27 protein-coding genes are annotated in these 26291 nt (G+C 72.0%); 12 read left to right on the forward strand and 15 right to left on the reverse strand.

The features are described 5' to 3' along the window. Positions 1 to 80 precede the first annotated feature (80 nt). The 4 genes from ACIQU4_RS03770 to ilvA all read right to left on the reverse strand — a co-directional run bounded on the left by ACIQU4_RS03770 (position 81) and on the right by ilvA (position 3838). Positions 81 to 938, reverse strand: a complete 858-nt coding sequence (locus tag ACIQU4_RS03770; RefSeq protein WP_403725318.1) for an ABC transporter permease — start codon at positions 936 to 938, stop codon at positions 81 to 83. Then, on the reverse strand, positions 935 to 1900 hold the full coding sequence (locus tag ACIQU4_RS03775; RefSeq protein WP_403725321.1) for an ATP-binding cassette domain-containing protein: 966 nt from the start codon (positions 1898 to 1900) through the stop codon (positions 935 to 937). Before ACIQU4_RS03775 ends, ACIQU4_RS03770 begins: the two co-directional genes overlap by 4 nt. A 100-nt stretch (positions 1901 to 2000) precedes the next feature. Further along, the gene (locus ACIQU4_RS03780) at positions 2001 to 2510 is read right to left on the reverse strand and encodes a hypothetical protein (RefSeq protein ID WP_403725324.1); all 510 of its coding nucleotides are present in this window, start codon (positions 2508 to 2510) and stop codon (positions 2001 to 2003) included. A gap of 92 nt (positions 2511 to 2602) precedes the next feature. Then, positions 2603 to 3838 (reverse strand): threonine ammonia-lyase, encoded by a 1236-nt coding sequence (gene ilvA, locus ACIQU4_RS03785; protein ID WP_385579855.1) that lies wholly within the window; start codon positions 3836 to 3838, stop codon positions 2603 to 2605. Between the two features lie 288 nt (positions 3839 to 4126). Here ilvA and ACIQU4_RS03790 point away from each other — a divergent pair, with 288 nt between their 5' ends. The 3 genes from ACIQU4_RS03790 (at position 4127) to ACIQU4_RS03800 (ending at position 5395) form a co-directional block, all read left to right on the forward strand. Further along, positions 4127 to 4648 carry a MarR family winged helix-turn-helix transcriptional regulator gene (locus ACIQU4_RS03790; RefSeq protein WP_403725326.1) on the forward strand — a complete coding sequence of 174 codons (522 nt, stop codon included), beginning with the start codon at positions 4127 to 4129 and terminating at the stop codon, positions 4646 to 4648. Between the two features lie 70 nt (positions 4649 to 4718). Beyond that, positions 4719 to 5147 (forward strand): sigma factor-like helix-turn-helix DNA-binding protein, encoded by a 429-nt coding sequence (locus tag ACIQU4_RS03795; protein ID WP_403725329.1) that lies wholly within the window; start codon positions 4719 to 4721, stop codon positions 5145 to 5147. Then, the gene (locus ACIQU4_RS03800) at positions 5144 to 5395 is read left to right on the forward strand and encodes a hypothetical protein (RefSeq protein WP_403725332.1); all 252 of its coding nucleotides are present in this window, start codon (positions 5144 to 5146) and stop codon (positions 5393 to 5395) included. Before ACIQU4_RS03795 ends, ACIQU4_RS03800 begins: the two co-directional genes overlap by 4 nt. A 34-nt stretch (positions 5396 to 5429) precedes the next feature. Here ACIQU4_RS03800 and ACIQU4_RS03805 read toward each other — a convergent pair whose 3' ends face one another. Further along, positions 5430 to 6587: a cystathionine gamma-synthase gene (locus ACIQU4_RS03805; RefSeq protein WP_403725334.1), complete on the reverse strand. Its 1158-nt coding sequence runs from the start codon at positions 6585 to 6587 to the stop codon at positions 5430 to 5432. A gap of 81 nt (positions 6588 to 6668) precedes the next feature. Here ACIQU4_RS03805 and ACIQU4_RS03810 point away from each other — a divergent pair, with 81 nt between their 5' ends. Then, the gene (locus tag ACIQU4_RS03810) at positions 6669 to 7775 is read left to right on the forward strand and encodes a hypothetical protein (RefSeq protein WP_403725336.1); all 1107 of its coding nucleotides are present in this window, start codon (positions 6669 to 6671) and stop codon (positions 7773 to 7775) included. 235 nt (positions 7776 to 8010) lie between these two features. Next, on the forward strand, positions 8011 to 8676 hold the full coding sequence (gene msrA, locus ACIQU4_RS03815) for a peptide-methionine (S)-S-oxide reductase MsrA (RefSeq protein ID WP_403725338.1): 666 nt from the start codon (positions 8011 to 8013) through the stop codon (positions 8674 to 8676). 91 nt (positions 8677 to 8767) lie between these two features. Here the strand turns inward: msrA and ACIQU4_RS03820 are convergent, their stop codons facing one another. Continuing rightward, positions 8768 to 9157 carry a hypothetical protein gene (locus ACIQU4_RS03820; protein ID WP_403725341.1) on the reverse strand — a complete coding sequence of 130 codons (390 nt, stop codon included), beginning with the start codon at positions 9155 to 9157 and terminating at the stop codon, positions 8768 to 8770. A 125-nt stretch (positions 9158 to 9282) separates the two neighbouring features. On the opposite strand from ACIQU4_RS03820, the gene ACIQU4_RS03825 reads away from it, so the two are divergent. Then, positions 9283 to 12471 carry a tetratricopeptide repeat protein gene (locus ACIQU4_RS03825; RefSeq protein WP_403725343.1) on the forward strand — a complete coding sequence of 1063 codons (3189 nt, stop codon included), beginning with the start codon at positions 9283 to 9285 and terminating at the stop codon, positions 12469 to 12471. Between the two features lie 55 nt (positions 12472 to 12526). On the opposite strand, the gene ACIQU4_RS03830 is transcribed toward ACIQU4_RS03825, so the two are convergent. Beyond that, positions 12527 to 13573, reverse strand: a complete 1047-nt coding sequence (locus ACIQU4_RS03830) for an NAD(P)-dependent alcohol dehydrogenase (protein ID WP_403725346.1) — start codon at positions 13571 to 13573, stop codon at positions 12527 to 12529. A 163-nt stretch (positions 13574 to 13736) separates the two neighbouring features. On the opposite strand from ACIQU4_RS03830, the gene ACIQU4_RS03835 reads away from it, so the two are divergent. Continuing rightward, positions 13737 to 14666, forward strand: coding sequence for a helix-turn-helix transcriptional regulator (locus ACIQU4_RS03835; RefSeq protein WP_403725348.1), 930 nt, complete (start codon positions 13737 to 13739; stop codon positions 14664 to 14666). Positions 14667 to 14794: 128 nt separating this feature from the next. Here ACIQU4_RS03835 and ACIQU4_RS03840 read toward each other — a convergent pair whose 3' ends face one another. Together ACIQU4_RS03840 and ACIQU4_RS03845 are read right to left on the reverse strand one after the other, a co-directional pair. Further along, positions 14795 to 16069, reverse strand: a complete 1275-nt coding sequence (locus ACIQU4_RS03840) for an Ig-like domain-containing protein (protein WP_403725349.1) — start codon at positions 16067 to 16069, stop codon at positions 14795 to 14797. A gap of 146 nt (positions 16070 to 16215) precedes the next feature. Next, complete coding sequence (locus ACIQU4_RS03845) at positions 16216 to 16503, reverse strand: hypothetical protein (protein ID WP_403725351.1); 288 nt, start codon at positions 16501 to 16503, stop codon at positions 16216 to 16218. Between the two features lie 164 nt (positions 16504 to 16667). Here ACIQU4_RS03845 and ACIQU4_RS03850 point away from each other — a divergent pair, with 164 nt between their 5' ends. After that, positions 16668 to 17042, forward strand: a complete 375-nt coding sequence (locus ACIQU4_RS03850; protein ID WP_403725354.1) for a hypothetical protein — start codon at positions 16668 to 16670, stop codon at positions 17040 to 17042. A 74-nt stretch (positions 17043 to 17116) separates the two neighbouring features. Here the strand turns inward: ACIQU4_RS03850 and hutH are convergent, their stop codons facing one another. The 5 genes from hutH to ACIQU4_RS03875 form a co-directional block, all read right to left on the reverse strand. Beyond that, entirely contained in the window at positions 17117 to 18658 is a 1542-nt protein-coding gene (gene hutH, locus ACIQU4_RS03855) for a histidine ammonia-lyase (protein ID WP_403725986.1), read from the reverse strand. Between the two features lie 84 nt (positions 18659 to 18742). Then, a complete protein-coding gene (locus ACIQU4_RS03860) occupies positions 18743 to 19861 on the reverse strand; it encodes a diguanylate cyclase domain-containing protein (protein WP_403725357.1) in 1119 nt (372 codons plus the stop codon). Positions 19862 to 19923: 62 nt separating this feature from the next. After that, positions 19924 to 20715, reverse strand: coding sequence for an enoyl-CoA hydratase/isomerase family protein (locus tag ACIQU4_RS03865; RefSeq protein WP_403725359.1), 792 nt, complete (start codon positions 20713 to 20715; stop codon positions 19924 to 19926). Positions 20716 to 20739: 24 nt separating this feature from the next. Continuing rightward, on the reverse strand, positions 20740 to 21924 hold the full coding sequence (locus tag ACIQU4_RS03870) for an adenylate/guanylate cyclase domain-containing protein (protein WP_030155001.1): 1185 nt from the start codon (positions 21922 to 21924) through the stop codon (positions 20740 to 20742). A gap of 142 nt (positions 21925 to 22066) precedes the next feature. Next, positions 22067 to 22933 carry a biotin--[acetyl-CoA-carboxylase] ligase gene (locus ACIQU4_RS03875; protein ID WP_403725362.1) on the reverse strand — a complete coding sequence of 289 codons (867 nt, stop codon included), beginning with the start codon at positions 22931 to 22933 and terminating at the stop codon, positions 22067 to 22069. Positions 22934 to 23064: 131 nt separating this feature from the next. Between ACIQU4_RS03875 and ACIQU4_RS03880 the strand changes: the two genes are divergently transcribed. The 4 genes from ACIQU4_RS03880 (at position 23065) to ACIQU4_RS03895 (ending at position 25783) form a co-directional block, all read left to right on the forward strand. Continuing rightward, positions 23065 to 24660 carry an acyl-CoA carboxylase subunit beta gene (locus tag ACIQU4_RS03880; RefSeq protein ID WP_403725363.1) on the forward strand — a complete coding sequence of 532 codons (1596 nt, stop codon included), beginning with the start codon at positions 23065 to 23067 and terminating at the stop codon, positions 24658 to 24660. A gap of 30 nt (positions 24661 to 24690) precedes the next feature. After that, complete coding sequence (locus tag ACIQU4_RS03885) at positions 24691 to 24897, forward strand: acyl-CoA carboxylase epsilon subunit (RefSeq protein ID WP_134074421.1); 207 nt, start codon at positions 24691 to 24693, stop codon at positions 24895 to 24897. Positions 24898 to 24992: 95 nt separating this feature from the next. Continuing rightward, entirely contained in the window at positions 24993 to 25124 is a 132-nt protein-coding gene (mmpB, locus tag ACIQU4_RS03890) for a morphogenic membrane protein MmpB (RefSeq protein WP_398905097.1), read from the forward strand. Positions 25125 to 25156: 32 nt separating this feature from the next. Then, positions 25157 to 25783 carry a nucleoside triphosphate pyrophosphatase gene (locus ACIQU4_RS03895; protein WP_403725989.1) on the forward strand — a complete coding sequence of 209 codons (627 nt, stop codon included), beginning with the start codon at positions 25157 to 25159 and terminating at the stop codon, positions 25781 to 25783. Here the strand turns inward: ACIQU4_RS03895 and ACIQU4_RS03900 are convergent. Continuing rightward, entirely contained in the window at positions 25764 to 26252 is a 489-nt protein-coding gene (locus ACIQU4_RS03900) for a hypothetical protein (RefSeq protein WP_403725366.1), read from the reverse strand. The genes ACIQU4_RS03895 and ACIQU4_RS03900 overlap by 20 nt on opposite strands. Positions 26253 to 26291 lie beyond the last annotated feature (39 nt).

Below are 26291 nucleotides of genomic sequence, written 5' to 3' on the forward strand. Positions count from 1 at the left end.
GCCGGACCGATCCGGCGGGGGCTTTCCCGTGCGCCCGTGCCGGCCCGAGCGGCCTCGGCGGACCTGCGCGGGCCCGAGGGCTACGCGGTCGCCGAGCGGTACTTGCGGACCGACAGGGTCCGGAAGACCACGATGATCAGCACCGACCACAGGACCGACGCGAGCGCCGGGTGCTGCATCGGCCAGGCCGCGGGGGCCTCGTACCCCGGCGGGAGGTTGCCGAACAGCTGCCGGGCCGCCTGGACGGTGGCGCTGAACGGGTTCCACTCCGCGATGTGCCTCAGGAACGTCGGCATGTTGTCGGACGGGACGAAGGCGATCGAGATGAACGTCAGCGGGAAGAGCCAGATCAGCCCGCCCGAGGTGGCCGCCTCCGGGGTGCGCACCGACAGGCCGATCAGCGCGCCGATCCAGGAGAAGGCGTACCCGAGCAGGAGCAGCAGGCCGAAGCCGCCGAGCACCTCGCCGACGCTCGTGTGGGTGCGCCAGCCGACGAGTACGGCGACGACGGCCAGGACGACCAGGGTGAGGGTGGTCTGGACGAGGTCGGCCAGCGTGCGGCCGGTCAGGACCGCGCCGCGGGCCATGGGCAGCGAGCGGAAGCGGTCGATCAGGCCCTTGTGCATGTCGTCCGCGATGCCCGCGCCCGCCCCGGCCGTGGCGAAGGTGACGGTCTGGGCGAAGATGCCCGCCATCAGGAACTCGCGGTAGGCGGCCGGCGAGGTGCTGCCGCCGACACTGATCGAGCCGCCGAAGACGTAGCTGAAGAGCACGACGAACATGACCGGCTGGATGACCCCGAAGATGATCATCTCGGGGATCCGGGACATCCTGATCAGGTTCCGCTTGGCGATGACCAGGGAGTCGTTGACGCCTTGGACGATGCCGCCGCGGGGGCGGGGCGCCGCGAGCTCCGGGGTCGGGGAGGTGCGGGTCACTTCTGCGCCTCCTCGTCGTTCAGGGCGGCCGCGTGGCCGGTGAGGGAGATGAACACGTCGTCGAGGGTCGGCCGGCGCAGGGCGATGTCGTCGATCTCGATGCCGCGGGAGTCCAGCTCGCGGATGACCTCGGCGAGCAGCTTGGCGCCGCCGCTGACCGGGACGGTCAGCTTGCGGGTGTGCTGCTCGACGGTGGTCCCGCCCTTGCCGAATCCGGCGAGCACCGCGCGGGCGTCGGCGATGTGGTCGCGCTCGTGGACGACGACCTCGACGCGCTCGCCGCCGGTCTGGGCCTTGAGCTGGTCGGACGTGCCGCGGGCGATGACCTTGCCGTGGTCGACCACGCAGATGTCGTGCGCGAGGTGGTCGGCCTCCTCCAGGTACTGGGTGGTGAGCAGCAGCGTGGTGCCGCCGGCCACGAGCTCCTGGATGACGTCCCAGAGCTGCTGGCGGTTGCGCGGGTCCAGGCCGGTGGTCGGCTCGTCCATGAACATCACGGGCGGGCGGACGACGAGCGCGGCCGCGAGGTCCAGGCGCCGGCGCATGCCGCCGGAATACGTCTTCGCGGTGCGGTCGGCGGCGTCGGCGAGGTTGAACCGCTCCAGCAGTTCGCCGGCCCGGGCCTTCGCCGCCTTGCCCGTCATCTGGTAGAGCCTGCCGACCATCTGGAGGTTCTCGCGGCCGGTCAAGTACTCGTCCACGGCCGCGAACTGGCCGGAGAGGCCGATGGCGCGGCGGACTTCGTTGGGGCGCTTCAGTACGTCGAAGCCGGCGACGACGGCCTTGCCGCTGTCGGGCCGGAGGAGGGTGGTCAGGACGCGCACGGCCGTGGTCTTGCCCGCGCCGTTGGGGCCGAGCAGCCCCAGCACGGTGCCTTCGGGGACATCGAGGTCCACGCCGTCCAGTGCCCGTACCTCGCCGAAGGTCTTGACCAGGCCTTCGGCGTAGATGGCGCCTGGCATAGGGATTCCCCCTGGGTGTATCGAGCCAGAAAACCGGTACTTTCCTAGGCAAATCTTATGGGGGCGGGTCAAGTGCCGCCCGTGCGTCGGCCCGCGTGCCTCAACCCGCGCCGAGGTAGGTGACGTTCACGGTGAGCAGGCTCTCGCCCGATTTCAGGTTCACCGTGCTCGACTGCTTCGTGCTGCCGATCAGCAGCACCCAGTCCGTCTTCTCGTAGCTCTGCGGCGCCGTCTCCCGCCAGCCGAGGTGCTTGAGTTGCTCGCCGAGCCGCGGCAGGGCCCACTCCGCCTGCTGCGTGGTCGTGACCGCGGTCCAGTCGACCACGCTCGCGTTCTTCGTCATGTTCGTGTCGCCCGAGCCCTTCCCCTTCTCGGGGTCCAGACCCGCCGCGCGCAGCGAGGACTTGACCTCGTCGTCCACGGCGTCGCGGCCGAGCGGCGCCCCGGTGGCCTTCGCGGAGGGTTTGGCCGACTGGGACCCGGCGGCCGCGGGCTTCGGCGCCGCCGCCGCACCGGATCCGTCGGAGGACGAGCAGCCCGCGAGGGCGAGGGCCGCCGAGGCGGCAAGAGCGATGACTGCCGCCGTTTGCGGTCTGACGCGAATGTGCACCGAGAGACTCCCACCCCATGTGAACGTGGCCGGGAGTCTCACACAAACGGCCGGATTCCGCACCCCTGTGTCACCGGCGAAGGGGACAAGAGCTAGCTCATCACCATGTATCCGGCGGCGTGGAGCGAGCGCGCGACCTCGGCGCAGTGCTCCTGGCCCTTGGTCTCCAGGTGCAGCTCCACCTCCACCTCCGTGAGCCCCAGCCGCGGGTCGGTCCGTACGTGGCTCACGTCCAGCACGTTCGCATCCACGGTCGACAGCACCGCCAGGAGCCCGGCCAGCGCCCCCGGCCGGTCCGCCACGCGCAGCCGCAGCGAGAGGTAGCGGCCCGCCGCCGCCATGCCGTGCCGCAGGATCCGCTGGAGCAGCAGCGGGTCGATGTTCCCGCCGGACAGGACCGCCACCACCGGGCCGCCGCCCCCGTACAGCTCGGGCCGGCTCAGCAGGGCGGCCACCGGGCTGCACCCGGCCGGCTCGACGACGAGCTTGGCGCGCTCCAGGCAGAGCAGCAGGGCACTGGAGAGGGCGTCCTCGGAGACGGTGCGGACGCCGTCGAGGAGGTCCCCGATGATGTGGAAGGGGATGTCGCCGGGGCGGCCGACCTTGATTCCGTCGGCCATCGTGACCGGGTTGTCGATCGATACCGGGTGCCCGACCCGCAGCGAGGGCGGGTAGGCGGCGGCGCCCTCCGCCTGGACGCCGATCACCTTCACGTCCGGCCGCAGCGCCTTCACGGCGACCGCGATGCCCGCCGCGAGGCCGCCGCCTCCGATGCCGACGAGGATCGTCCGCACCTCCGGGCACTGCTCCAGGATCTCCAGGCCGACCGTGCCCTGGCCCGCGATGATGTCGCGGTGGTCGAACGGGTGGATGAACACCGCCCCGGTGCGGTCCGCGTACTCCTCGGCCGCCGCCAGGGTCTCGTCGACGACCTGCCCGTGCATCCGCACCTCGGCCCCGTACTCCCGCGTCGCCGCCACCTTCGGCAGCGGCGCCCCGACCGGCATGAACACCGTCGAGCGGACGCCGAGGAGGGAGGAGGCCAGGGCCACGCCCTGGGCGTGGTTGCCCGCGCTGGCCGCGACCACGCCTGCGGCCCGCTGCTCGGGACGCAGGCCGGCGATGCGCACGTACGCGCCGCGCAGCTTGAAGGAGCCGGTCCGCTGGAGGTTCTCGCACTTGAAGTGGACCGGGGAGCCGGTGAGGGCGGTCAGGTGCCGGCTGCCTTCCATCGGCGTGACCCGGGCGACGCCGGAGAGCATCTTCTGGGCCCCCCGGACGTCGTCGAGGATGACCTGCGGAACGGGCACGGGCACGCGGTAGTTCATGCCGCCAGTCTCGCAGCCCCCGGGGATCACGGTCCGGTCAGCGGAACCCCGCGGTGGAGCCGGGCATCGGAGCCAGGCCTTCCGGACCGGGCACGTGCCCGAGGCGACAGGCGCCGGAGGGCAGGGCTCCGGGGGCCCACAGGGGGCGAAATCACGCCATCCGGGACGGGCTCGCGGCCTCGGTCCGTACTGCCCGTATCAGTTCTCGTACGAGGCGTACGGGCCGCCCCACGGCCGCGTACTCTGTCCCCCAACCTTGTCGGCCCCACGCGAAGAGAGCTCACGGCCATGCCCTCCAACCCGGCCAATTCCGACCTGCCCACGGCGGCCGAGGCGTCCGCCGAAGCCGGGCTCCTCGACGCGCTCCAGCACCAGGTGGCCGTCTTCGCCCGGCGCGCGGAGCAGACCCGCCTGGGCGGGGTCGGCCAGGCCCGCAACTCGATGGACCGCGCCGCGTACCTGCTGCTGAACCGGCTCGACCTGGAAGGCCCGATGGGCGTCAAGGCGCTCGCCGGCGGCATGGGCATCGACTCCTCCACCGTCACCCGCCAGGTCGCGCCGCTCGTCGACAGCGGCCTGGTCAAGCGCACCTCGCACCCGGAGGACGGGCGGGCCGTGGTCCTCGCGCTCTCCCCGCGCGGGCTCGCGCGGCTGGAGGAGGTCCGCTCCTCGCGGCGCGAGCTGATGGCCCGGGTGACGGACGGCTGGTCCGAGGAGGAGCGCGAGTCGTTCACCGGGCTGCTGACCCGGTTCAACGGCTCGCTGTCGGAGCTGATGGGCGCCGTGTCGGAGGCGGGCCCCGCTTCCTGATCCGCCGGCTCGATCCGGAGTCCGTCCGACCTCTTGGCCGGGCGGTCCCCCTGCCCCCACTATGTGGCCTGTGGACGACCACGGGCCGGGCACCTACGCGGAGTTCGAGGCCTTCGTCGCAGGTGCGGCGGGGCGGCTCCTGCACGTCGCCGTCCTGCTGACCGCCGAGCCGGAGACCGAGCCCGCCGCCGCCCGCCGGCTGCTCGCGGGCGCGCTGGCCCGTACGTACGTGCAGTGGCGCCGGGTGCGCGGCGACGACCCGTACGACCACACCCGCCAGGAGCTGTGCGCCGCCTTCGCCCGCACCGGCTGGCGCCACCACGGCGGTACGGGGGTCCTCGCGCCGCTCGGCCCGCTGGAGCGGCTCGTACTGGTGCTGCGCGTGTACGAGGGCGTCGCCGAGGAGGTCACGGCCGCCCAGCTGGGACTGCCGGTCGAGCGGGTGCGGGCGCTGTGCACCCGGGCCGTGGCCGCCGTGCGCTCCCAGGAGGCGGCATGAGCGCCCCCGACCGCAAGGAGGACCAGGTCAGGCGGCTGCTGGAGGGCCCCCGCCCGGTGGTTCCGGCCGGGCTGGCGGCGAGTGCCGCGGCCCGCGGGGGCCGGCTGCTGCGCCGCCGGCGGGCGCTGCGCCGGGTCGGCTGGACGCTGCTCGCCGCGGCGGCGGTGGCCTTCGCGGTGTGGGCCTCGCTGACCCGCCCGTGGGAGGTGCCGCCGAGCGGTGTCTCCCCGCCCCTGGAGGGCTGGTAGCCACCGCCCGGCCGCTCTCGTCGTACGGAAATGACTAGCCGAGGGCCTGGGTCAGGTCCGCGATCAGGTCGTCGGCGTTCTCGATGCCCACCGAGACGCGGATCAGGTCCGCCGGGACCTCCAGGGCCGAGCCGGCCACCGAGGCGTGGGTCATGCGGCCCGGGTGCTCGATGAGGGACTCGACGCCGCCGAGGGACTCGGCCAGAGTGAAGATCTTGGTGCGCCCGCAGACCGCGACGGCCTCCTCCTCGCCGCCGGCGACCTGGAAGGAGATCATTCCGCCGAAGTTGCGCATCTGCTTGGCGGCGATCTCGTGGCCCGGGTGCTCGGCCAGGCCCGGGTAGAGGACCTTGGTGACCTTCGGGTGGCGCTTGAGCAGCTCCACGATCTTCTCGGCGTTCTCCGCGTGCCGGTCCATGCGCACCGCGAGGGTCTTGATGCCGCGCAGCACGACCCAGGAGTCGAAGGGGCCGGCCACGGCGCCCATCGCGTTCTGGTGGTACGCCAGTTCCTCGCCCAGCGCCGCGTCCGCGGCCACCAGCGCGCCGCCGACCACGTCGGAGTGGCCGCCCATGTACTTGGTCAGCGAGTGCACGACCACGTCCGCGCCGAGCGCGAGGGGCTGCTGGAGGTAGGGGGAGGCGAAGGTGTTGTCCACGACCAGCTTGGCGCCGGCCGACCGCGCGATGTCGGCGACGACGGCGATGTCGGTGATGCCGAGCAGCGGGTTGGAGGGGGTCTCGACCCAGATGACCTTGGTCTTCGGGGTCAGGGCGGCCCGTACGGACGCCGCGTCGGAGGTGTCGGCCACCGACCACTCCACGCCCCAGCGGGAGACGACCTTCGCGAAGAGGCGGAAGGTGCCGCCGTAGGCGTCGTTCGGGATGACCACGTGGTCGCCCGGGGAGAGCAGCGTGCGCAGCAGGCAGTCCTCGGCGGCGAGGCCGGAGGCGAAGGCCAGGCCGCGGGCCCCGCCCTCCAGCGCCGCGAGGTTCTCCTCCAGCGCGGTCCGGGTCGGGTTGCCGCTGCGGCTGTACTCGTAACCGCCGCGGAGTCCGCCGACGCCGTCCTGCTTGTACGTGGACACCTGGTAGATCGGGGGCACGACCGCGCCGGTCTGCGGGTCCGCCGTGTTGCCCGCGTGGATCGCGCGGGTCTCGAAGCTCTGGTGCTCGTGGCTGTCGTCGCTCATGGGCAGAGCTTATGGGGTGCCGGGCCGGAGGGCGGCTGGGGCATTGGCCTTCGCGCGGGTGCGTCTGGTTCGCTGGGGGGCATGGAGATTCTGTGGTTCCTGATCGCGCTCGGCCTGCTCGTGGCCGCCTTCAGCCCGTACATACGGCGCAGGCGGGGCGGCAACCTGCGCCTGGTTCCGCCGGGCAGCCCGGACGCGGCCGACCCCGAGAACTACGGTTTCGCCCGCCAGGAGCGCCTGGACATCCGGGTCCCGGGGCCCGACGACGATCTGATGGACGCCCTGGAGGCCGTGCAGCGCACCGGGCAATGGCAGGCGGCGTCCCAGCTGCTGGCCGGGACCCCGAAGGAGGGCGAGCCGCGCTGGCAGCGGGTCCAGGCCTTCGGCGGGGCCGCGGCGCTGGAGCTGGTCGCGGAGCCCGGGGTCGGCGCGCGCTGGCTGAAGGCGTGGCGGCTGGAGGCGGAGAAGGACGCGGGCGGCGCGCAGGTGCACGCGGAGCTGCTGGTGCAGCAGGCGTGGCGGCATTCGGGCGGCGTGGGTTCCACGGACCACCGGATCATCCTGGAGGAGGCCCGGGAGGCGTGCCGCAAGGCGGCGCTGCTGGCGCCGGGCGACCCGGTCCCGCACATCACGGAGCTGGCGGTGGCGCGGGCGCTGGGGTACTCGGAGGCGGAGTTCGACGCACTCTGGGCGAAGGTCATCGACGTGGCGCCGGCGCACATGGGCGCGCACCTGGCGGCGCTGCACTACTGGTGCGAGAAGTGGCACGGCTCGCGGGAGAAGTCGGACGCCTTCGCGCACGCGGCGGCCGCCCGCGCCCCGCAGGGCTCGCTGCTGGCGGCGCTGCCGCTGTTCGCGGTGTACGAGCACGTGCCGGACGTCGTCCTGACGAACTTCTGGCAGGGGTCGGTGGTGACCCGGGCCGTGGAGGGCGCGCTGTACGCGGTGCACAGCGCCCGCCAGGACGACCCGATGCTGGCGCACGTACGGCACATGCTGCTGTCCTTCCTGGTGCCGATGGAGCGCTGGGCGGAGGCGATGGAGCAGATCCGCCACATCGACGGCTACGTCGGCGCCCTCCCGTGGTCGGCCTCCCCGGACCCGGCGGCCCAGTACGCGGTGTTCCGCGCCCTGGCGGTCGCCGGCTACGAGGCCAACGGCGGCTCCCCGGCGACCCTGCCCCACTGACCCGGCGCGGCCCGCGGGGGTCGTCTACGGGTACATCGGCGCGCTGCCCTGGTACTACTCGGGGACACCGAAGGGGCGGTACCTGTACGCCCGGAACCGGGCAGTGCCGGCGACGGCCGGGCCGGGCGCGTGAGCCGCAGGAAATGACGGAAGTATGACGTGGCGGCCGGGGGCGGGCCTGGGGGAATCCAGGTCCGCCCCCGTCCGTTGAAGGGAGCACCACTAGGAGGGAATCATGTTCTCGTACCGCCGCACGCCCGAGCTCCCCACCCGCGAGGAGGCCCTTCAGGGCCGCGCGACCCCGCAGTTCTCGCTCCCGGACCGGCACACCGTCCTCGGCAACCCGCTCGCCGGCCCGTACCCGGCCGGGCTGGAGGTGGCCGACTTCGGTCTGGGCTGCTTCTGGGGCGCGGAGCGCAAGTTCTGGCAGACCCCGGGGGTGTGGACCACGCTGGCCGGCTACCAGGGCGGGTTCACCGAGAACCCGACGTACGACGAGGTGTGCTCGGGCCGGACCGGCCACACCGAGGTCGTACGCGTGGTCTTCGACCCGGCGCAGGTTTCGTACGCCACCCTCCTGAAGCTGTTCTGGGAGTCGCACAACCCCACCCAGGGCTTCCGCCAGGGCAACGACGTCGGCACCCAGTACCGCTCGGCGATCTACACCCACTCCGAGGCCCAGCAGGCGGAGGCCGAGGCCTCCCGCACCGCGTACCAGCAGGTCCTGGTGTCGTCGGGCTACGGCGAGATCACGACGGCGGTCCTCCCGGCGGCGGAGCGCCCCTTCTGGCCGGCGGAGCCCTACCACCAGCAGTACCTGGACAAGAACCCGGACGGCTACTGCGGCATCGGCGGCACGGGCGTGAGCTGCCCGATCGGCGTGGCCCGCGCCGACGGCTGACAGCCCCGCCCCCGGGGGCCGATGCCTGACGGGCCCCGTACGCCCTGCACTCGGACCGGGTGTGGCTGGATGCCACCCCGGTCCACCCGGCTCAGTCCGTGACGATCTGGTTGTCCTCGATCCGGCTGTCGTCCGCCTTGCGCTCCACCTGGGCCGCGTTGCCCGCTTCGATCGTGGAATTCCGGATCGTCCCCCGGTTCACGGCGTTCTCCGTGACGTCGGATCCGAGCCGCGCCGTGATGGCGCCTCCGGTGATGGTGGAACCTCCCTCGGCCGTCTGCCGGACGGTCGTGCGCCGGGGCCCCGTGTCGGTGTGAGCGCGGTCCCACCACGCGAGTGCGGCAGCGGCCGCGACGAACACCCCCAGGGCGATGCCCAGGGACCAGTTCCACTCGTCGGTGACCATGTTGGTGACGTAGCCGGTGGCAGCGCTGAGCGTCACGGAAAGTGCGGCGCCCACACCGGGCTTGATCCCTGCCATGAAGCTCCCCGAGTGATGATTTCGCGGACAGTCCGACAAGTCGCCTGACTATGATGCAACTTCCCACCGACATGGCGCCAATCCTCCGTACTGTGATGCCGGTTCTTGGATTTGGGGAGGACGGGATGCGCGCCGATGCAGGACTGTTCACCGACCGCGAGGAGCCGCTGGCGGCATTCGGCCGCCTGATGTCCACCGGCGCCTCACCGGACAGGACTCTCGTGTACTGGGGTGTCTCGGGGCAGGGGAAGTCGTCCCTGCTGCGGCACATCCGCCAGAGCCCGACCGCACCGCGCCGCTGCGAACTGATCGATCTGGATCCGCTGCTGGCCGTGGACGCGCAGTCCGGGGAGTTGGGGCGGGACCTGGCGACCGTGCTGGTGGACAGCATTGCCCGCGTCATAGCGAACTGGTCCGCACACCCCCTTCTCGCACGCCGCCGCTACGCACGGTTCCGATCACGGCTGCGCGCCGCGTCGACCGCAACGTCGACGTACGTCAACACGCACGTGCAGGCCATCGAGGCCAGCTCCGTCTCCGGGACCTCCGTCCACGTGGACGCCAGGCAGGCGAGGACGTCCGTCGACCGGGACGTCCTCACCGACGAGTTGTGCCGGCTGGCCCGCAGCCTGCGCCGCCGCCGCTGCGTGCTGATGCTGGACACGAGCGAGCGCCTGCGCCTCCTTACCGACGCCACTGCCGGATCCTCCGAGCACAGCGATCGCCAGGGGGGTGTCGGCCAGTGGTTCGCCAGCGTGCTGCTGCCCAGACTCCTCGACGAGGCACGCGGGCTGAGGGTGGTACTGGCCGGACGCGAGCCGGTGGAGTACCTGCCCGCCCACATCGTCGCGGAGCGGGTCGAGCTGACCGAGTGGACGCTGGAGCACACGTTCCAGTACCTCGATTCCTGCGGCCTCGACGCCCAGAAGTTGAGCCGTCCCGTGCACATGGTGTGCCGGGGAGTGCCGGTCTGGACCGCCCTCGTGGCCGAGCTCGCCAGACACAGCCGCGACGCCGACGAGGCCATCACACCTCAGTGGCTGGCCGAGGCCGCCGCCGGACGGGCGGCCCACGAATGGCTTCCCAACCACTTCATGCAACGCCTGCCACGCGAGCAGCGCCGCGTGGTGCTGGCCGCGGCCACGCTGCGCAGCGTGTCGAAAGAGGCGGTGGGCATCCTCCTCGAAGAGACGCGGCTGTCGCCGGAGTGGTACGAGACGCTGTGCGGCTACTCCTTCATGCGCGTGGTCCAAGAGCCCCAGGGGCGACCGGAGCGGCGCATGCACGATCTGGTGCGGCTGGCCGTCCTCACCTACCTCGACCACGAAGAGCCGTCCTACCGGCAGGCGTTGCACGAGCGCGCGGCAGCGTACTTCGCTGCACGGAGCAGCTTCATGGACGAGGCCTACCACCGGTTCGCCACGGGCGACGCCACCTGCGTGGACGCTTGGCAGCAGCGGCAGCACGAGCTGGAGCGCGTCGGCGACACGGACGAGGTGGTCCGGCTCGTCGAGATCGTCACCGCTCCGGAGCAGGCACCGCACACCTTCCGGCACTTCCCGGCCATGGCCGCATCGGCGGCCCTCACGGGCGGACGCATCGCACTCGACCAGGATCGCGACGACGATGCCGCATCGCTGCTGCGCCAGGCCTACGACAGCTTTCATGGTGCGCACGACAAGAAGGGGCAGGCCCAGACACTGAAACTGCTGGGCCAGGTCGCCGAGAAGGACGGATCCGACGAGGCGGTGGTCCTGTACGAGCGGGCGCTGCGCATTAACCGGTCGCTGGGCATGACGAAGGCCAGCGGGCACCTGCTGCGGACCCTGGCCAGACTCCGGACCGCGTCCGACCCCACTGCGGCAGCGCGCATGTTGGAGGAAGCCCGTGCGCTCCTGCTCGCGGTGGGCGACCACATCTGCGCCGCGGACGCGCTGCGGCGCAGGGCGGATCTGAGCCACAGCACGGACGGGGCGTCCGAGTGGGCGGAGGGCCTCTACCGTCAGGCGCTGGAAGAGCACCGGGCGATCGGAGACGGCTTCGGCCGGGCCAGGACGATGAAGTCACTGGCGATCATGCTCGCGGAGTCGAACGAACAAGACGGTGAGGCCGAATCCCTCTATCGGGAAGCAGCGGAGCTCTTCAAGGAGACGGAAGACTCCTACGCCGCCGATGACACGCTCAACCGCCTGTGCACACTCCTGCGCAGAACCGGCCGGGAGGAGGAAGCGGAGACGCAGTACCGCACCCTCCTGGCGGAATACCGGGACGCCTCCGAGAGCCACGCAGAGGCAGTGATCCTGCACAACTTGGGCACCCTGCTCATCGATACGGGCCGCCCGAACGAGGCCGAGCCCCTCCTACGGCGATCGGTCGAAATCAACCGGTCCGAGGGAGATCCGGCGAAGGAGGCACTGAGCCTCCTCGCGCTCGCGAAGCTCGCACGATTCGACGGGAAGACCGACACGGAGGAGCGGCTGCTGGCACAGGCCACGGAGCTGGCCGACACCCACGAGGATCCCGTACTCCGCTCACGCGTCCTGCATGCCCGTGCCCATTTCGCGGCGCGCGGGCACCTGGCCGACCGGGCGGACACCCTGTTCCGCGACGAACTCGACATCATGGAGCACCTCGGCGATCGCGACGGCGAGGCCGGCACACTGAAGTGCCGCGGCCACCTCGCCATGGCAGAGCGTCGCTTCGCGGACGCGGAGTCGTATTTCACGAAGGCTCTGCGCATCCAGGAAGAACTGAGGAACCGCCCGGGCCAGGCGACCGTTCTGGTCCTGCTCGGCGATGCCGCACTGCGGACCCATGGTGAAGCAGAGGCCGCGGCCCACTACGAGAAGGCCGTGAGACTGCTCGGGGGCAGTGCGGGTGGCCGGCCTGAGGTCCATGCCCTCAGAGACCTGGCCATCCTCACACTGCGCAGGGACGTGCACGAGGAGTCGAACCAGCAGGAGGCGATCCGGCTCTTCGAAAGGAGTCTCACCATCGCTCTGGAGGTCGGTGACGAAGACTGCGGACACCTGGCGTGGGTAAACCTTGCCGCCCTGGGCGCCTGGAGAGGTGATCGAGAACCGGAAGCACGCCGGATCCTGGAACTCATCATGGTCCTGATGGCCAAGAAATACGCTCCGCCCGTGGTCCGGATCAAGCGTGCGACAGCACGGAGCATGCTGGGTGTCAGCGCCCACCATGCGGCGCCGGGCGCTGTGGCGCGAGCCGCCTACGCGCACCTGTACAACGGCTGGGGGCGGGGACCGCGCCATCGCCTGCGCGTCTTCCTCTCCGTCCTCCGTCCGCGCGGCTAGCGCGGCGGTCGGTCGGTCCGCCGGTCGGCCGGTCCGCCCCGGGCGCCTGATGCTGTCAGATCGTCGAGGCGTCGATCACGAAGCGGTAGCGGACGTCGCTGGCCAGGACCCGGTCGTACGCGGCGTTGATCTCGGCGGCGGGGATCAGTTCGATCTCCGAGCCCAGGCCGTGCTCGGCGCAGAAGTCCAGCATCTCCTGGGTCTCGGCGATGCCGCCGATCATCGAGCCGGCCAGGGTCTTGCGGCCCTGGATGACGGAGAACAGGTTCAGCTCGACCGGCTCCTCCGGGGCGCCGACGTTCACGAGCGCGCCGTCGACCTTGAGCAGGCCCAGGTACGCGTCGAGGCCGAGCGGGGCCGAGACCGTCGAGATGACCAGGTCGAAGCTGCCGGCCAGCTTCTCGAAGGTGGCCTCGTCGCTCGTGGCGTAGTAGTGCGAGGCGCCCAGCCGCAGGCCGTCCTCCTGCTTGCGCAGCGACTGCGAGAGGACGGTGACCTCCGCGCCGAGGGCCGCCGCTATCTTCACGCCCATGTGGCCGAGCCCGCCCAGGCCGACGATCGCGACCTTCTTGCCGGGGCCCGCCTGCCAGTGCTTCAGCGGGGAGTACAGGGTGATCCCGGCGCACAGCAGCGGGGCCGCGACGTCGAGGGACAGGCCGTCGGGGATGCGGACGGTGTAGTTCTCGTCGACGACGAGGTGCGTGGAGTAGCCGCCGTACGTGGGCTCGCCCTGCTTGTCGAGGGCGTTGTACGTGCCGGTCATGCCCTTGACGCAGAACTGCTCCTGCCCGCGCAGGCAGTACTCGCACTCCCGGCAGGAGTCCACGAAGCAGCCGACGCCGACGTGGTCGCCGACCGCGAACTTCGTGACGCCCGGGCCGACTTCGGCGACGACACCGGCGATCTCGTGCCCCGGGACCATCGGGTAGATGCCCTCGCCCCAGCCGTCGCGGACCTGGTGGATGTCGGAGTGGCAGATGCCGGCGTACTTGACCTCGATGAGGACATCGTGCTGGCCGACGGGGCGGCGCGGCACGGTGGTGCGCTCCAGCGGGGCCTTCGCGGCGGGGGCGGCGTAGGCGGCGACCTGGGTGACGGACATGGGAGGGCTCCTCGAACGCTGCGGAAGATCTGCGGTGGAGCCAAAGATGCCGAACCGCCGGCCCGCCACCCAGCCCCCTGTCCTGCCTAGGACCGGCGGTCCTACCCCTGACGGGGTCAGGAACACGGTCCCGCCGCGACGGCCGCCCGGCGATACTGGCGTCATGGACCAGCTTGATCAGCGTGCCGAACTGGGCGAGTTCCTCCGCTCCCGCCGCGCGCGGCTGCGCCCCTCGGACGTCGGCCTGCCGGACTACGGGCGCCACCGCCGCGTACCGGGGCTGCGCCGCGAGGAGCTGGCGCAGCTGGCGGGCGTCTCGGTGGCGTACTACACGCGGCTCGAACAGGGGCACGGCCAGAACGTGTCCGCCGAGGTGCTCGACGCGATCGCCCGGGCGCTGCGCCTGGACGGCACGGAGACGGCCCACCTGACCCACCTGGCCCGCCCCAGACCCCGCAGGCAGCGCGCGAGGCAGTACCGGGCGGAGCACGTGCGTCCGGAGCTGCGGACGCTGATGGACGCGATGGACGGGGTGCCCGCGTACCTCCTGGGGCGGCGGCAGGACGTCATCGGGTGGAACCGGCTGGCTGCGGCGGTGTTCGGGGACTTCGGCCTGCTGCCGCCCCAGGAGCGGAACCTGGTGCGGCTGGTGTTCCTGGACCCGGCGGCGGCCGAGCTCTACGCGGACTGGGACTGCCTGGCCTGCCGGGTCGTGAGCAGTCTGCGCATGTACGCGGGCGAGCACCCGGACGACGAACAGCTGTCGGCGCTGGTCGGTGAGCTGTCGGTGAAGAACGAGGAGTTCCGCCGGCTGTGGGCGGCGCACACGCTTGCGGACAACAAGACGCACGGGGTGAAGAACCTGCGGCACCCCTTGGTCGGCGAACTGTCCCTGTCTTTCGAGACGCTGGCCCTGCCGGGCGACTCGGCACAGGTCCTGGTCACCTACCACGCGGCGCCGGGTTCCCCCTCGCAGGACGCGCTGCGGATGCTGGCCTCCTGGTCGGCGCCCGCCGCCGCTCCGTCGGCTCCCTCCGCCGCCCCTGCCGCTCCTTCTTCGGCTGCTTCGTCCCCTGACGGGGCTACCGCCTGAGCTACGACGGATGGCGGGGAGCCTCGCCGTTTCCGGGGGCTCCCCGCCATCCGCGGGGGTCGGTCGAACCGGTCGGTCGAACCGGTCGGTCGAACCGGTCGGTCGAACCGGTCGGTCGAAACCGGAGGTCAGGCGGCCGTGCCGGCCTTCCAGTCCGCCCAGCTCATGTTCCAGCCGTTGAGGCCGTTGTCCGGCTTGATGGTCTTGTCCGGCGAGTTGACCACCGTGACCACGTCACCGATGAGCGAGTTGTCGTAGAGCCAGGCAGCGGGCTGGTTCGGGTCGTTGGCACCCTGGGCGTCGTTCAGACCGACACAGCCGTGGCTCGTGTTCACGCTGCCGAAGATCGAGTCCGATCCCCAGTAGTTGCCGTGGATGAACGTGCCGGACTGGGACAGCCGCATCGCGTGCGGGACGTCCTTGATGTCGTACTCGCCCTTGCCCTCACTGTTCTTGAAGCCGACAGTGGAGCCGTCCATCCGGGTCTCCTTGAACTTCTCGGAGATCACCATCTGGCCGTTGTACGTCGGGTTCTCCGGGGAGCCCGCCGAGATCGGGATGGTCTTGAGGACCGCGCCGTCCCGGGTGACGGTCATCTTCTTCGTCTTCGCGTCGACCGTCGAGACCTGGCTGCGGCCGATCTTGAAGGTGGCGGTCCGGTTCTGCACGCCCTGGACGCCGGGGGCGCCCTGCACCCCGTCCAGCGCCAGCTTCAGCGTGACGGTGGAGCCGGCCTGCCAGTACTGCTCGGGGCGGAAGTCCAGGCGCTGCGCGCTGAACCAGTGCCCGACGACCTCCTGGCCGCTGCTGGAGCTGACGGTGATCGCCGCCTGGACCGCCTTCTGGTCCTTGATCGGCTTGTTGAACGTGATCGAGACCGGCATGCCCACGCCGACCGTCTGGCCGTCGTCCGGTATGAACGAGCCGACGAAGCTGTTCTCCGGGGAGACGGTGGTGAAGGACGCGTTCTCGTGCGCCTCCTTGCCGGCCTCGTCCTTGGCGGTCGCGGCCAGGACGTACTTCGTGGAGCGCTTCAGCGCGGCGTCCGGCTTCCAGCTCTTGCCGTCGGCGGCTATCTTGCCGGCCACGGCCGCGCCCTCGGAGGTCTTCAGCTCGACCGCCGTGAGGGTGCCGTCGGCGACGGCGACGTTGGTCGCGTCGTTCAGGCCGACATTGGTCGCGCCGTCCTTCGGCGTGATCGTCATCTTGGCCTTGGAGGCGTCCTTGGCCGCGGCCGCGTCCACGTCCGACTGGGACTTGCCGCTGCTCGCGTCGCCGCCCTTGGCCTTGCCTTCGTCGCCCCCACCGCAGGCCGAGAGCATCAGCACGCCACCGAGTACGGCGGATATGGCCACCAGGGACCTTCTCCGCCGCTTCTTGTCCGTCCTCACACGCCACTCCATCGTTGCCAGAACCCCCGGGCTTCCCCCGGCGACCGCCGGTGGTGCCCCGATCAAGGCAGGGAGACACGCCCCCTGCCCCGCACCAGTCAACGCGTTGAAGGGCCGGATCGGTTCCACATCCCGTTTGAATGTGGGCAACCACACGGTCAGGCGTTGTCGGTCGTCTCTTCGTCGTACTCCCCATCTTCCTCGCCCAGGTCCCACTCCATGGACTCGGGGTCGTATTCGACGGGCTCGCTGCTCCAGGAGGCCTGCGCCAGCTCCACCCCGGGGATGTCCGCGACCAGGTCAGTGGGGTCGACGAGGTATGCGAGCGCCTCCGATTCGTCTTCCCGTACCGCCGATTCGGCGTGGCCGCGCTCCTCGTCCGGCATGAACTCGTCGGCTTCGATGTGCGCGAGCGCGGCGCTGGTGAGCGCATCGGCGTCGGGCACTTCCAGTACCAAATCCACTCGAAGCCGGACGTATCGTGATGTGTCAGAAGGGTTCATACGACGGAGCGTAAGCCCGCGGCAGCCCCGACTTTCCCACGACCCGCCCTTGTCCGTAGCATCACCGCACACGGCCAATTCGCTGCGTCCGCAAGGGGGATCGCACCGTGTCCGCACGTCGACCGCTGCTCACCGCTCTCGGGGCGACCAGCCTCCTCGCCGCCCTCTGGTTCGTGCCCTCGGCGAACGCCACCGCACCGGGGTCCGCGGGGTCCGAATCCTCCATGTCCTCCGGTTCCGGTTCTGGTTCCGGTTCCGCCGCGCCGGAGTCCGCCAACACGGCGGGTACCGGGTCGGTGACCACGCTGGTGGCGCAGTCCTCGGACGCTTCCGGCGACACCGCCCAGAGCGCCGGTCAGGTTCCGCTGGGGCTCGCCGACACCGGCGGGATCGACACCACCCCGTACCTGCTGGGCGGCACGCTCTGCCTGGGCCTCGGGGCCGGGTTCGTCACCTATTCCGTACGCCGCTCGCGCGCGTAGCGCCCGTACGAACACGCGCCGAAGGGCCGCCCCCGGGGACTCCCGGGAGCGGCCCTTCGCGGTGCGAGTACGACTTAGGCGAGCGGGCCCGTCACCGGCTCCACCGCCGCGACGAGGCCGCCACTGCGGACGAACGCGTCGGCCGCGGCCAGGTCGGGGGCGAGGAAACGATCCGGCCCGGGACCCTCCACACCGGCCGCCCGAGCCGCCGCGATGGCCGCCCGGCTCGCCGGGGCAGGGGTGAGCCCGTGCCGCAGCTCGATGGCCCGGGTGGCCGCGTACAGCTCGATCGCGATGATCCGGGTCAGGTTGTCCACGGCGGTACGGAGCTTGCGCGCGGCCGACCAGCCCATCGAGACGTGGTCCTCCTGCATGGCGGAGGACGGGATCGAGTCGGCGGAGGCCGGCACGGCCAGCCGCTTCATCTCGCTGACCAGGGCGGCCTGCGTGTACTGGGCGATCATCAGACCGGAGTCGACACCGGCGTCGTCCGCCAGGAACGGCGGCAGCCCGTGCGAGCGGTTCTTGTCGAGCAGCCGGTCGGTGCGGCGCTCCGCGATGGAGCCGAGGTCGGCCGCCGCGATCGCCAGGAAGTCCAGGACGTACGCGACCGGCGCGCCGTGGAAGTTGCCGTTGGACTCCACGCGCCCGTCGGGCAGCACCACCGGGTTGTCGACGGCGGAGGCCAGCTCGCGCGAGGCGACGAGGGCGGCGTGCGCCATGGTGTCGCGGCCGGCGCCGGCGACCTGCGGGGCGCAGCGCACCGAGTAGGCGTCCTGCACGCGCGGGGCGGACTCCTCCTGGAAGTGCCCGGTGAGCCCGGAGCCCTTCAGGACGGCGGCCATGTTCGCGGCGGAGGCGCCCTGGCCCGGGTGCGGGCGGATGGCGTGCAGCTCGGGCGCGAGCACCTTCTCGGTGCCGAGCAGCGCTTCGAGGGTCAGCGCGGCGGTGATGTCGGCGGACTTGTAGAGCTTGCCGAGGTCGGCGAGGGCCATGACCAGCATGCCGAGCATGCCGTCGGTGCCGTTGAGGAGGGCGAGGCCCTCCTTCTCCTTGAGCTCGACGGGCTGGATCCCGGCCTCGGCGAGCAGCTCGCCGGCGGGGCGCACGACCCCGTCCGGACCCTCGGCGTCGCCTTCGCCCATCAGGGTGAGTGCGCAGTGCGAGAGCGGCGCGAGGTCGCCGGAGCAGCCGAGCGAGCCGTACTCGTGGACGACGGGCGTGATGCCGGCGTTGAGTACGTCGGCCATCGTCTGCGCGACGGACGGCCGGACGCCGGTGTGGCCGGAGGCGACGGTCTTCAGGCGCAGGAACATCAGGGCGCGCACGACCTCCCGCTCGACGCGCGGGCCCATGCCGGCGGCGTGCGAGCGGACGATGTTGCGCTGGAGCTGGGCGCGCAGCTCGGGGCTGATGTGCCGGGAGGCGAGGGCGCCGAAGCCGGTGGACACCCCGTAGACGGGTTCGGGCTTGGCGGCGAGGGCGTCGACGATCGCGCGGGCGCGGGCGAGGGCGTCGAGCGCCTCGCCGGACAGCTCGATCCGCGCGTTGCCGCGGGCGACGGCGATGACGTCCTCGGCGGTGGTCCCGGACGTCCCCACCACGACAGTGTGCATATCCATATTCAGCAGCCTACGGACTGAATCGCTTCATGTCACCCCTCTTCACGCGCCCCTCGCGCGGCTCGGCACGGGAGCGGGTCAAGACCGGCCGCGGAAGCGGCGCCGCTCCCCCGGCACCTCCTGCGCGGCAGCGGCATCGGCCAAGCGGACGACGGCGGTGTCGCGGCCTGCGACCACGGGCTTCGGGGAGCGGGCGGCCTTGGCCTTGTACTGGGCGGCGTCGGCCAGCCGGAACAGCCGCCGGGAGGACTTCACGGGCCCGATCGGGTCCCCGGTGGACGCCACCCCGCAGGCCACGCCCTCCCCGAGCTCCAGCTCGGCGGCGCGCAGGCACAGCTCCTCGGTGACCCGTACCACCTCGTCGGCCGGGGGCCCGACGCTGACCAGGCAGAACTCGTCGCCGCCGAGCCGGGCGACGAGCGCGCCGGGCAGCATGGCCCCGCAGAGGCTGAGCACCGACCCGAACCGCTCCAGCAGCCGGTCGCCCATGGCGTGCCCGAGGGTGTCGTTGACCTTCTTGAGCCCGTTCAGGTCGCATACGACGAGGCTGACCACGGCGGCGCCGCGCCGGTGCTCCTCCAGGGCCTCGTCGAGCCGCATGTCGACGGCGCGCCGGTTGGCGAGGCCGGTCAGGGGATCGGTGAAGGCGAGGCGGCGGGCCTCCTCCAGCCGCTCGTTCTGCGCGAGGCCGGCGGCGACGACGGCGGCCAGTACGGTCGCGAACTCGGCGTCGTCCGCGTCGAAGTCGGGCAGGCCGGCGTCGCGGGCGACGTACAGCTCGCCCCAGGCGCGGCCGCTGAGCACGATGGGCGCGACCACGCAGGTCCCGCGGCCGCGGCGGCGCAGGGCCTCGCCGCGCCGCCCGGGGCGGCCGCCGCCGGCCCCTTCCACCCAGGCGTGCGGCCCGCCGCCCCCGACCCACCGCTCGTGCAGGAACTCGGTGATCTCGGGAAAGTCGTGGACGGGATAGGACTCGTCCTCGGGAAACTCCTCTTCCCCGCCCCGCAGCCCGCCCTCGTTCACGAGCACGCGGAGCCGGCCGCGCTCGCGCTCCCAGGCGGAGATCGCGGCGAAGGAGCCGTCCATCGCGAGCCGGGCCCCGCGGGCCGCGGCCCGGACGCCGTCCCGCGGTGCACATGCGGCGGCCATGGCCTGCGCCAGCCCCACGACGGCTCGCAGCCGCCCGTCGACTCCCATCACTCCAGGTTAGGGAGTTTTGTCAGATTTGCCGACAATCGCCGCGATCTTGCGACGTACGGCTAGCGGCCCGGCCAGTTGGGGCGGCGCTTCTCGTTGAACGCCGCCACGCCCTCCGCGCGGTCCCCCGAGAAGGCCACCGTCCGCCAGGCCGCGTCCTCGATCTCCAGGCCCGCCGTCAGGTCCATCCCGTGGCCCAGGCGCAGGGCGCGCTTTGCCGCCCGCAGGCCCACCGGGGAGTTCGCCGCCATACGGGCCGCCAGGGCGAGCGCCTCGGCCCGGTCCGTGCCCGCCGGGACCACCGAGTCGACCAGGCCCAGCGACAGCGCCTCCGCCGCCTCCACCCGCCGCGCCGTGAAGATCAGTTCCGCCGCCCGCGCCGCACCCACGCGCCGCGGCAGCAGCTGCGTACCGCCGCCGCCCGGGATCACGCCCACGGAGACCTCCGGCAGCCCGACCACCGCCGTCTCGTCCGCCACGATCACGTCGCACGCCAGCGCCAGCTCGAAGCCGCCGCCGAGCGCGAACCCGTGCACCGCCGCGATCGTCGGCATCGGCAGCTCCAGCACGCCCCCGTACGCGCCCCGCGTGGTCGGCCGCTGCCGCACCAGCTCGGCGTCGGAGAGCGAGTTGCGCTCCTTGAGGTCGGCCCCGACGCAGAACGCCCGCTCCACCGCCGACGACAGCACGACCACCCGTACCGACGCGTCCGCCGCGAGCTCCGCGCACGTGTCGCCGATGGCCCGCGCCATCTCCGTCGACACCGCGTTCATCGCCTTCGGCCGGTCCAGGACCAGCTCCGCGACCCCGTCCTCATGACGGCGCACAGCCACGAACTCAGACACAGCGACCACCGCGACCCTCCCGGTTAACGAACGTTACCCGGGGATCTTAGGCTTCCGCCGCGTCAGCGACCAGGGCTCCACGACCCCCAGACCGCGCACCGGCCGCTGCCACATCGGCTGGAGCGCGAAGCGGTACGCACCGCCGCCCTCCTCCGCCTCGGCCTCCTTCTCGGAGACCGGCGCCGCGCCCGTACGCCCCAGCTCCTCCGCCATCGCCCCGTCGACCAGCACCGCGTCCTTCGGCGCTATCGACGTCAGCCGCGAGGCCAGGTTCACGGTGGTCCCGAAGACGTCGCCCATCCGGGTCGTCACCGTCCCGAACGCCATGCCGACGCGCAGCTCCGGCATCTGGGCGTCCGCTTCCATCGTCTCGATCAGCCGCAGCGCGATCTCCGCCGCCGTGGCCGCGTCGTCGGCGCAGTACAGCACCTCGTCGCCCAGCGTCTTGATCAGCCGGCCGCCGTGCGCGGCCACGAGGTCCGCCGAGGTCGTCTCGAAGGACTCGACGAGCTCGCCGAGCTCCTCCTCCTCCAGCCGCCGCGTCAGGCGCGTGAAGCCGACCAGGTCCGCGAAGCCCACCGCGAGCCGCCGGTCGACCATCTCCTCGTCGTCCGCCACCTGCACCACCCGCCCGGTGGCCGCCGCCAGCTGGCGGCGCCACACGTAGACGAGGAACTCCTCCAGCTCCGGCAGCAGCAGCTCGACCAGCGGGTACGTGACCTCCGTACGGGTCATTCCCGGCTCCGGCGGCTCCGTCAGGCCCTCCAGGAAGGAGTCGATCTGCCATTCCGCCAGCCGGGCGGTGGTCTGCCCCGTGGACCGTGCCACCTGCACGGCCATCGGCTCGCTCAGCAGCCCGGCCTCGACCAGGCCCGCGAGCCGGCGCAGCGCCAGTACGTCGGCCTCCGTCAGCGCCTTGGCCTGGCCGATGTCCGCGAAGCCCATGGCCCGCCAGAAGCGGGAGGCGAGCTCCATCGAGACGCCGGCGCTGCGGGCCGCCTGGAACGGGGTGTACCGGCGCTCCGCGCCCAGGATCAGCTGCTCCAGCCGGATGGCGAGCGGGTCCGCCGTCGGCTGTGCGGTGTGGTCGACCTCGTGGTGGGGAGTGTGCTGGTCGCGCCCGATCGGGGTGCCCGGACCGGTGGACCCCGGGCCGGCCGGCCCCGGACCACCCGTCCGCGGGGCGGACGCGCCGGACGTAGAGTCGTCGACGGTCAAGGGCCGCCTCCTGTCCATTCCGTGCACACTGCCCTGCCGAACCGGGTGATCACCGGGAGGACCGGGATCGCCTAAACCATACGGCAGGTGTGCCGTAGCTCACTCCCCACTCCCCGCAGCCGTGGCCGCAGCGCCGGGCCGGCTACCGCACCGACCGCAGGTGGACGACGTCCCCGGCCCCCACGGCCTCGTGCTTGTCCTCGGCCGTACGGATCACGAGCCGCCCGTCCGCGTCGACCGCTTCCGCCGTCCCGGTGAGCGTGCGCCCGCCGGGCAGGTCCGCCCGTACGTGCCGGCCGAGGGTCACGCAGTCCGCCGCGTACGCCTCCTGGAGCCCGCTGGCGGCCGGGTCCCCGCCCGCCGCCCGCCAGTCCCCGTACCGCTGCTCCAGGGAGCGCAGTACGGCCTTGAGCAGGGGTTCCCGGTCCGTCACGGCGGCCTTGGCCAGGATCAGCGACCCGGCTTCCGGCACCGGCAGCTCGTCCTCGGTCAGGGTGACGTTGAGCCCGATCCCGATCACGACCCCGTCGCCGACCCGCTCGGCGAGGATGCCGCCGGTCTTGCGCTCCTCGCCGTTCACGGTGACGAGCAGGTCGTTGGGCCACTTGAGGGCCGTGTCCACGCCGGCGGCCCGGGACAGCCCGTTCGCCGCGGCCACACCGGCCAGCAGGGTCAGCCACCCCCACCGCTCCTGCGGTACGGAGTCGCCCGGCTTGAGCAGCACCGAGAAGAACAGCCCGGACCGCGGGGGCGCGACCCAGCTGCGGTCGAGCCGCCCGCGCCCGGCGGTCTGCTCCTCGGCGACGAGCACGGCCCCCTCGGGCAGCCCCCCGGCCCGGGCGGCGAGATCGGTGTTGGTGGATCCGGTGGCGGCGACCACCTCGACCGAGCTCCACAGCCCCCCGCCGGCGACGAGGGCCCGCTCCAGCGCGGCGGCGCTCAAAGGCGGCCGCTCAAGGCTCGACCAGCGGCCGGTGGAAGCCGCACCTGATGCATCTGATGGCGTCATGCAACCCACAGTAGGTGTGTCAAACGCCGCACTGCCGAGCGCCATGCCCGCCGATACGCTACGCACCAGTAGCCAGCAGTAGTCAATCAATTGACCAGGCAGTTGACACCACACAGGGAGCCGCGACCCCGATGTCACAACCCTCAGAGCCGATCGACATGCACACGACCGCGGGCAAGATCGCGGACCTGCAGCGCCGCATCGACGAAGCCACTCACGCCGGGTCCGCGCGCGCGGTGGAGAAGCAGCACGCCAAGGGGAAGCTGACGGCGCGTGAGCGGGTCGCCCTGCTGCTGGACGAGGGGTCCTTCGTCGAGCTCGACGAGTTCGCCCGGCACCGGTCGACCGCCTTCGGGCTGGAGAAGACCCGCCCCTACGGCGACGGCGTCGTCACCGGCTACGGCACGGTGGACGGCCGCCCGGTGGCCGTGTTCTCCCAGGACTTCACGGTCTTCGGCGGGGCCCTCGGCGAGGTCTACGGCCAGAAGATCATGAAGGTCATGGACTTCGCCCTGAAGACCGGCTGCCCGCTCGTCGGCATCAACGACTCCGGCGGCGCCCGCATCCAGGAGGGCGTCAGCGCGCTGGGCATGTACGGCGAGATCTTCCGCCGCAACGTGCACGCGTCCGGGGTGATCCCGCAGATCAGCCTGATCGTCGGGCCCTGCGCCGGCGGCGCCGTGTACTCCCCCGCCATCACCGACTTCACCGTGATGGTCGACCAGACCTCGCACATGTTCATCACCGGCCCGGACGTCATCAAGACGGTCACCGGCGAGGACGTGGGCTTCGAGGAGCTCGGCGGCGCGCGCACCCACAACTCGACCTCCGGCGTGGCCCACCACATGGCCGGGGACGAGAAGGACGCCGTCGAGTACGTGAAGTCCCTGCTGGCGTACCTGCCGTCGAACAACCTCTCCGAGCCGCCGGCCTTCCCGGAGGAGGCGGACACCGAGGTCACCGACACCGACCGCGAGCTCGACGTACTGATCCCGGACAGCGCGAACCAGCCCTACGACATGCACACCGTGATCGAGCACGTGCTCGACGACGGGGAGTTCCTGGAGACGCAGTCGCTGTTCGCGCCGAACATCCTCACCGGCTTCGGCCGGGTCGAGGGGCACCCGGTGGGCATCGTCGCCAACCAGCCGATGCAGTTCGCCGGCTGCCTGGACATCAACGCCTCCGAGAAGGCCGCCCGCTTCGTGCGGACCTGCGACGCCTTCAACGTCCCGGTGCTGACGTTCGTGGACGTTCCGGGCTTCCTGCCGGGCACGGACCAGGAGTACAACGGAATCATCCGGCGCGGCGCGAAGCTGATCTACGCCTACGCCGAGGCCACCGTCCCCCTGATCACCGTCATCACCCGCAAGGCCTTCGGCGGCGCGTACGACGTCATGGGCTCCAAGCACCTCGGCGCGGACCTGAACCTGGCCTGGCCGACCGCGCAGATCGCCGTCATGGGCGCGCAGGGCGCGGTCAACATCCTGCACCGGCGTGCCATCGCCGAGGCGGAGGAGGCGGGCACCGCCGAGGAGACGCGGGCCCGGCTCATCGCCGAGTACGAGGACACGCTGCTGAACCCGTACACGGCCGCCGAGCGCGGTTACATCGACGCGGTGACCATGCCGTCGGAGACCCGGACCCACGTGGTCAAGGGGCTGCGGCAGCTGCGCACCAAGCGGGAGTCCCTGCCCCCGAAGAAGCACGGCAACATCCCCCTCTAGGACGCTACGACGCTAGGAGGCAGTCCCGTGGTGATCAAGGTCGTCAAGGGGAACCCGACGCCCGAGGAGCTGGCCGCCGCACTGGCGGTGGTCCAAGCGCGCGCGGCGGTGCTGGCGTCGGCACCGTCGGGCGCCGCACGGGTGGCGGACGAGTGGTCGGCGCCGGCCCGGGTGGCCCGGCGGACGCTGCCGCAGCCGGGGCCGCGCGCGTGGGCCCGTACGTACTGGCCCGGTTAGCCCACCGGCCGGTCGTGAAGATGGTGTGAACGGACTGTGGCGCCTGAGTACCCGTACTCAGGCGCCACACCGGTCCGCGGGGCCAGGATCGGGGCATGCTCTGGTCAGACCCGAAGAACGAGCCGCCCAAGGACATGCGCGACGTGCAGGCGATGGTCCGGCGGATGACCGTGGTGGTCGTCCTCGCGATGCTGGTGGTCGTGTACGTGCTGGGGGTGGGCTTCTAGGGCGTGCCGGGGGCGTGAGGCCCGCGCCTACGATGGCGGGCATGACTGCTGCTGCCCAGGCCCCGGCCCACGCCCTCGTCCTCGCCTCCGCCTCGCCCGCCCGGCTGAACCTGCTGCGGCAGGCCGGGCTGGCCCCGCACGTGATCGTCAGCCACTTCGACGAGGACGCGCTCAGCGCGGAGACCCCGGCCGAGCTGGCGCTGGCGCTGGCCGAGGCCAAGGCGGGCGTCGTGGCGGCCCTGGACGAGGCCGCGGGCGCCCTGGTGATCGGCTGCGACTCGGTGCTGGAGCTGGACGGCGAGGCGCTCGGCAAGCCGGCGGACGCCGAGGAGGCCACCGCCCGCTGGAAGTCGATGCGCGGGCGGGCCGGGGTCCTGCGCACCGGGCACTGCGTGATCGACACGGCGACCGGGCGTCAGGTGTCGGCCACCGCCTCCACGACGGTCCGGTTCGGCGAGCCGACGGACGCCGAGGTGGCCGCGTACGTGGCGAGCGGCGAGCCGCTGCACGTGGCCGGGGCCTTCACCCTGGACGGGCTGTCGGCTCCGTTCATCGAGGGCATCGACGGCGACCACGGGAACGTCATCGGGCTGTCGTTGCCCCTGCTGCGGTCCCTGCTGGGCGAACTGGGCGTGTCGATCACGGATTTGTGGGCTTGAGCTCCCCGAGCGGCGCAGGCGGGGCGTCCCGGCCGTCAGGGGCGCCCTCCGGGGCCGCCCCGTCCGCGCCCCGGGCCGCGTAGAGCATCAGGGTCAGGACCAGCAGGCACAGGATCAGCATCATCACCGCGAAGGCGCCCCAGCCGACCAGCCCCACGGCGAGGGCGCCGAGCACCCCGTGGGTGACGGCGGCGGTGACGAGCACGACACGGGCGAAGGTGCCGGGCGCGCGGTCGCGTACGGCCGCCACGGCGAGGAGCACGGCGCACAGGAGCAGGAACGCGCCGATGCCAGCCCCCATCGCGTACGTCGCCGTGGACATGACATCCGGATCCATGCCCGCGATGGACATCGACTGGTTGTGGGTGGTCTTCCCCAGCACGACGTGGACAAGGACCAGCACCGCCGCCTCGGCGACGAGCACGATCGCGGCCAGTCCGGCCACGAGTCTGCGCAGCACGACGCCCACGACGACCCACCCCTCCCCACAAGTCCCGGCCGTACGTCC

It is taken from the genome of Streptomyces sp. NPDC090741 (assembly GCF_044769045.1).
In the GTDB taxonomy this organism is placed as follows: Bacteria; Actinomycetota; Actinomycetes; order Streptomycetales; family Streptomycetaceae; genus Streptomyces.

What these genes read in the sequence shown, in the direction of transcription:
- ACIQU4_RS03820 (WP_403725341.1), bottom strand. Translation starts at nt 9,157, where the DNA reads ATGGCAGGGATCAAGCCCGGTGTGGGCGCCGCACTTTCCGTGACGCTC.
- ACIQU4_RS03825 (WP_403725343.1), top strand. Translation starts at nt 9,283, where the DNA reads ATGCGCGCCGATGCAGGACTGTTCACCGACCGCGAGGAGCCGCTGGCG.
- ACIQU4_RS03840 (WP_403725349.1), bottom strand. Translation starts at nt 16,069, where the DNA reads ATGGAGTGGCGTGTGAGGACGGACAAGAAGCGGCGGAGAAGGTCCCTG.
- mmpB (WP_398905097.1), top strand. Translation starts at nt 24,993, where the DNA reads ATGCTCTGGTCAGACCCGAAGAACGAGCCGCCCAAGGACATGCGCGAC.
- ACIQU4_RS03810 (WP_403725336.1), top strand. Translation starts at nt 6,669, where the DNA reads ATGGAGATTCTGTGGTTCCTGATCGCGCTCGGCCTGCTCGTGGCCGCC.
- ACIQU4_RS03835 (WP_403725348.1), top strand. Translation starts at nt 13,737, where the DNA reads ATGGACCAGCTTGATCAGCGTGCCGAACTGGGCGAGTTCCTCCGCTCC.
- hutH (WP_403725986.1), bottom strand. Translation starts at nt 18,658, where the DNA reads ATGCACACTGTCGTGGTGGGGACGTCCGGGACCACCGCCGAGGACGTC.
- ACIQU4_RS03775 (WP_403725321.1), bottom strand. Translation starts at nt 1,900, where the DNA reads ATGCCAGGCGCCATCTACGCCGAAGGCCTGGTCAAGACCTTCGGCGAG.
- ACIQU4_RS03875 (WP_403725362.1), bottom strand. Translation starts at nt 22,933, where the DNA reads ATGACGCCATCAGATGCATCAGGTGCGGCTTCCACCGGCCGCTGGTCG.
- ACIQU4_RS03790 (WP_403725326.1), top strand. Translation starts at nt 4,127, where the DNA reads ATGCCCTCCAACCCGGCCAATTCCGACCTGCCCACGGCGGCCGAGGCG.
- ACIQU4_RS03895 (WP_403725989.1), top strand. Translation starts at nt 25,157, where the DNA reads ATGGCGGGCATGACTGCTGCTGCCCAGGCCCCGGCCCACGCCCTCGTC.
- msrA (WP_403725338.1), top strand. Translation starts at nt 8,011, where the DNA reads ATGTTCTCGTACCGCCGCACGCCCGAGCTCCCCACCCGCGAGGAGGCC.
- ACIQU4_RS03800 (WP_403725332.1), top strand. Translation starts at nt 5,144, where the DNA reads ATGAGCGCCCCCGACCGCAAGGAGGACCAGGTCAGGCGGCTGCTGGAG.
- ilvA (WP_385579855.1), bottom strand. Translation starts at nt 3,838, where the DNA reads ATGAACTACCGCGTGCCCGTGCCCGTTCCGCAGGTCATCCTCGACGAC.
- ACIQU4_RS03830 (WP_403725346.1), bottom strand. Translation starts at nt 13,573, where the DNA reads ATGTCCGTCACCCAGGTCGCCGCCTACGCCGCCCCCGCCGCGAAGGCC.
- ACIQU4_RS03880 (WP_403725363.1), top strand. Translation starts at nt 23,065, where the DNA reads ATGTCACAACCCTCAGAGCCGATCGACATGCACACGACCGCGGGCAAG.
- ACIQU4_RS03860 (WP_403725357.1), bottom strand. Translation starts at nt 19,861, where the DNA reads ATGGGAGTCGACGGGCGGCTGCGAGCCGTCGTGGGGCTGGCGCAGGCC.
- ACIQU4_RS03805 (WP_403725334.1), bottom strand. Translation starts at nt 6,587, where the DNA reads ATGAGCGACGACAGCCACGAGCACCAGAGCTTCGAGACCCGCGCGATC.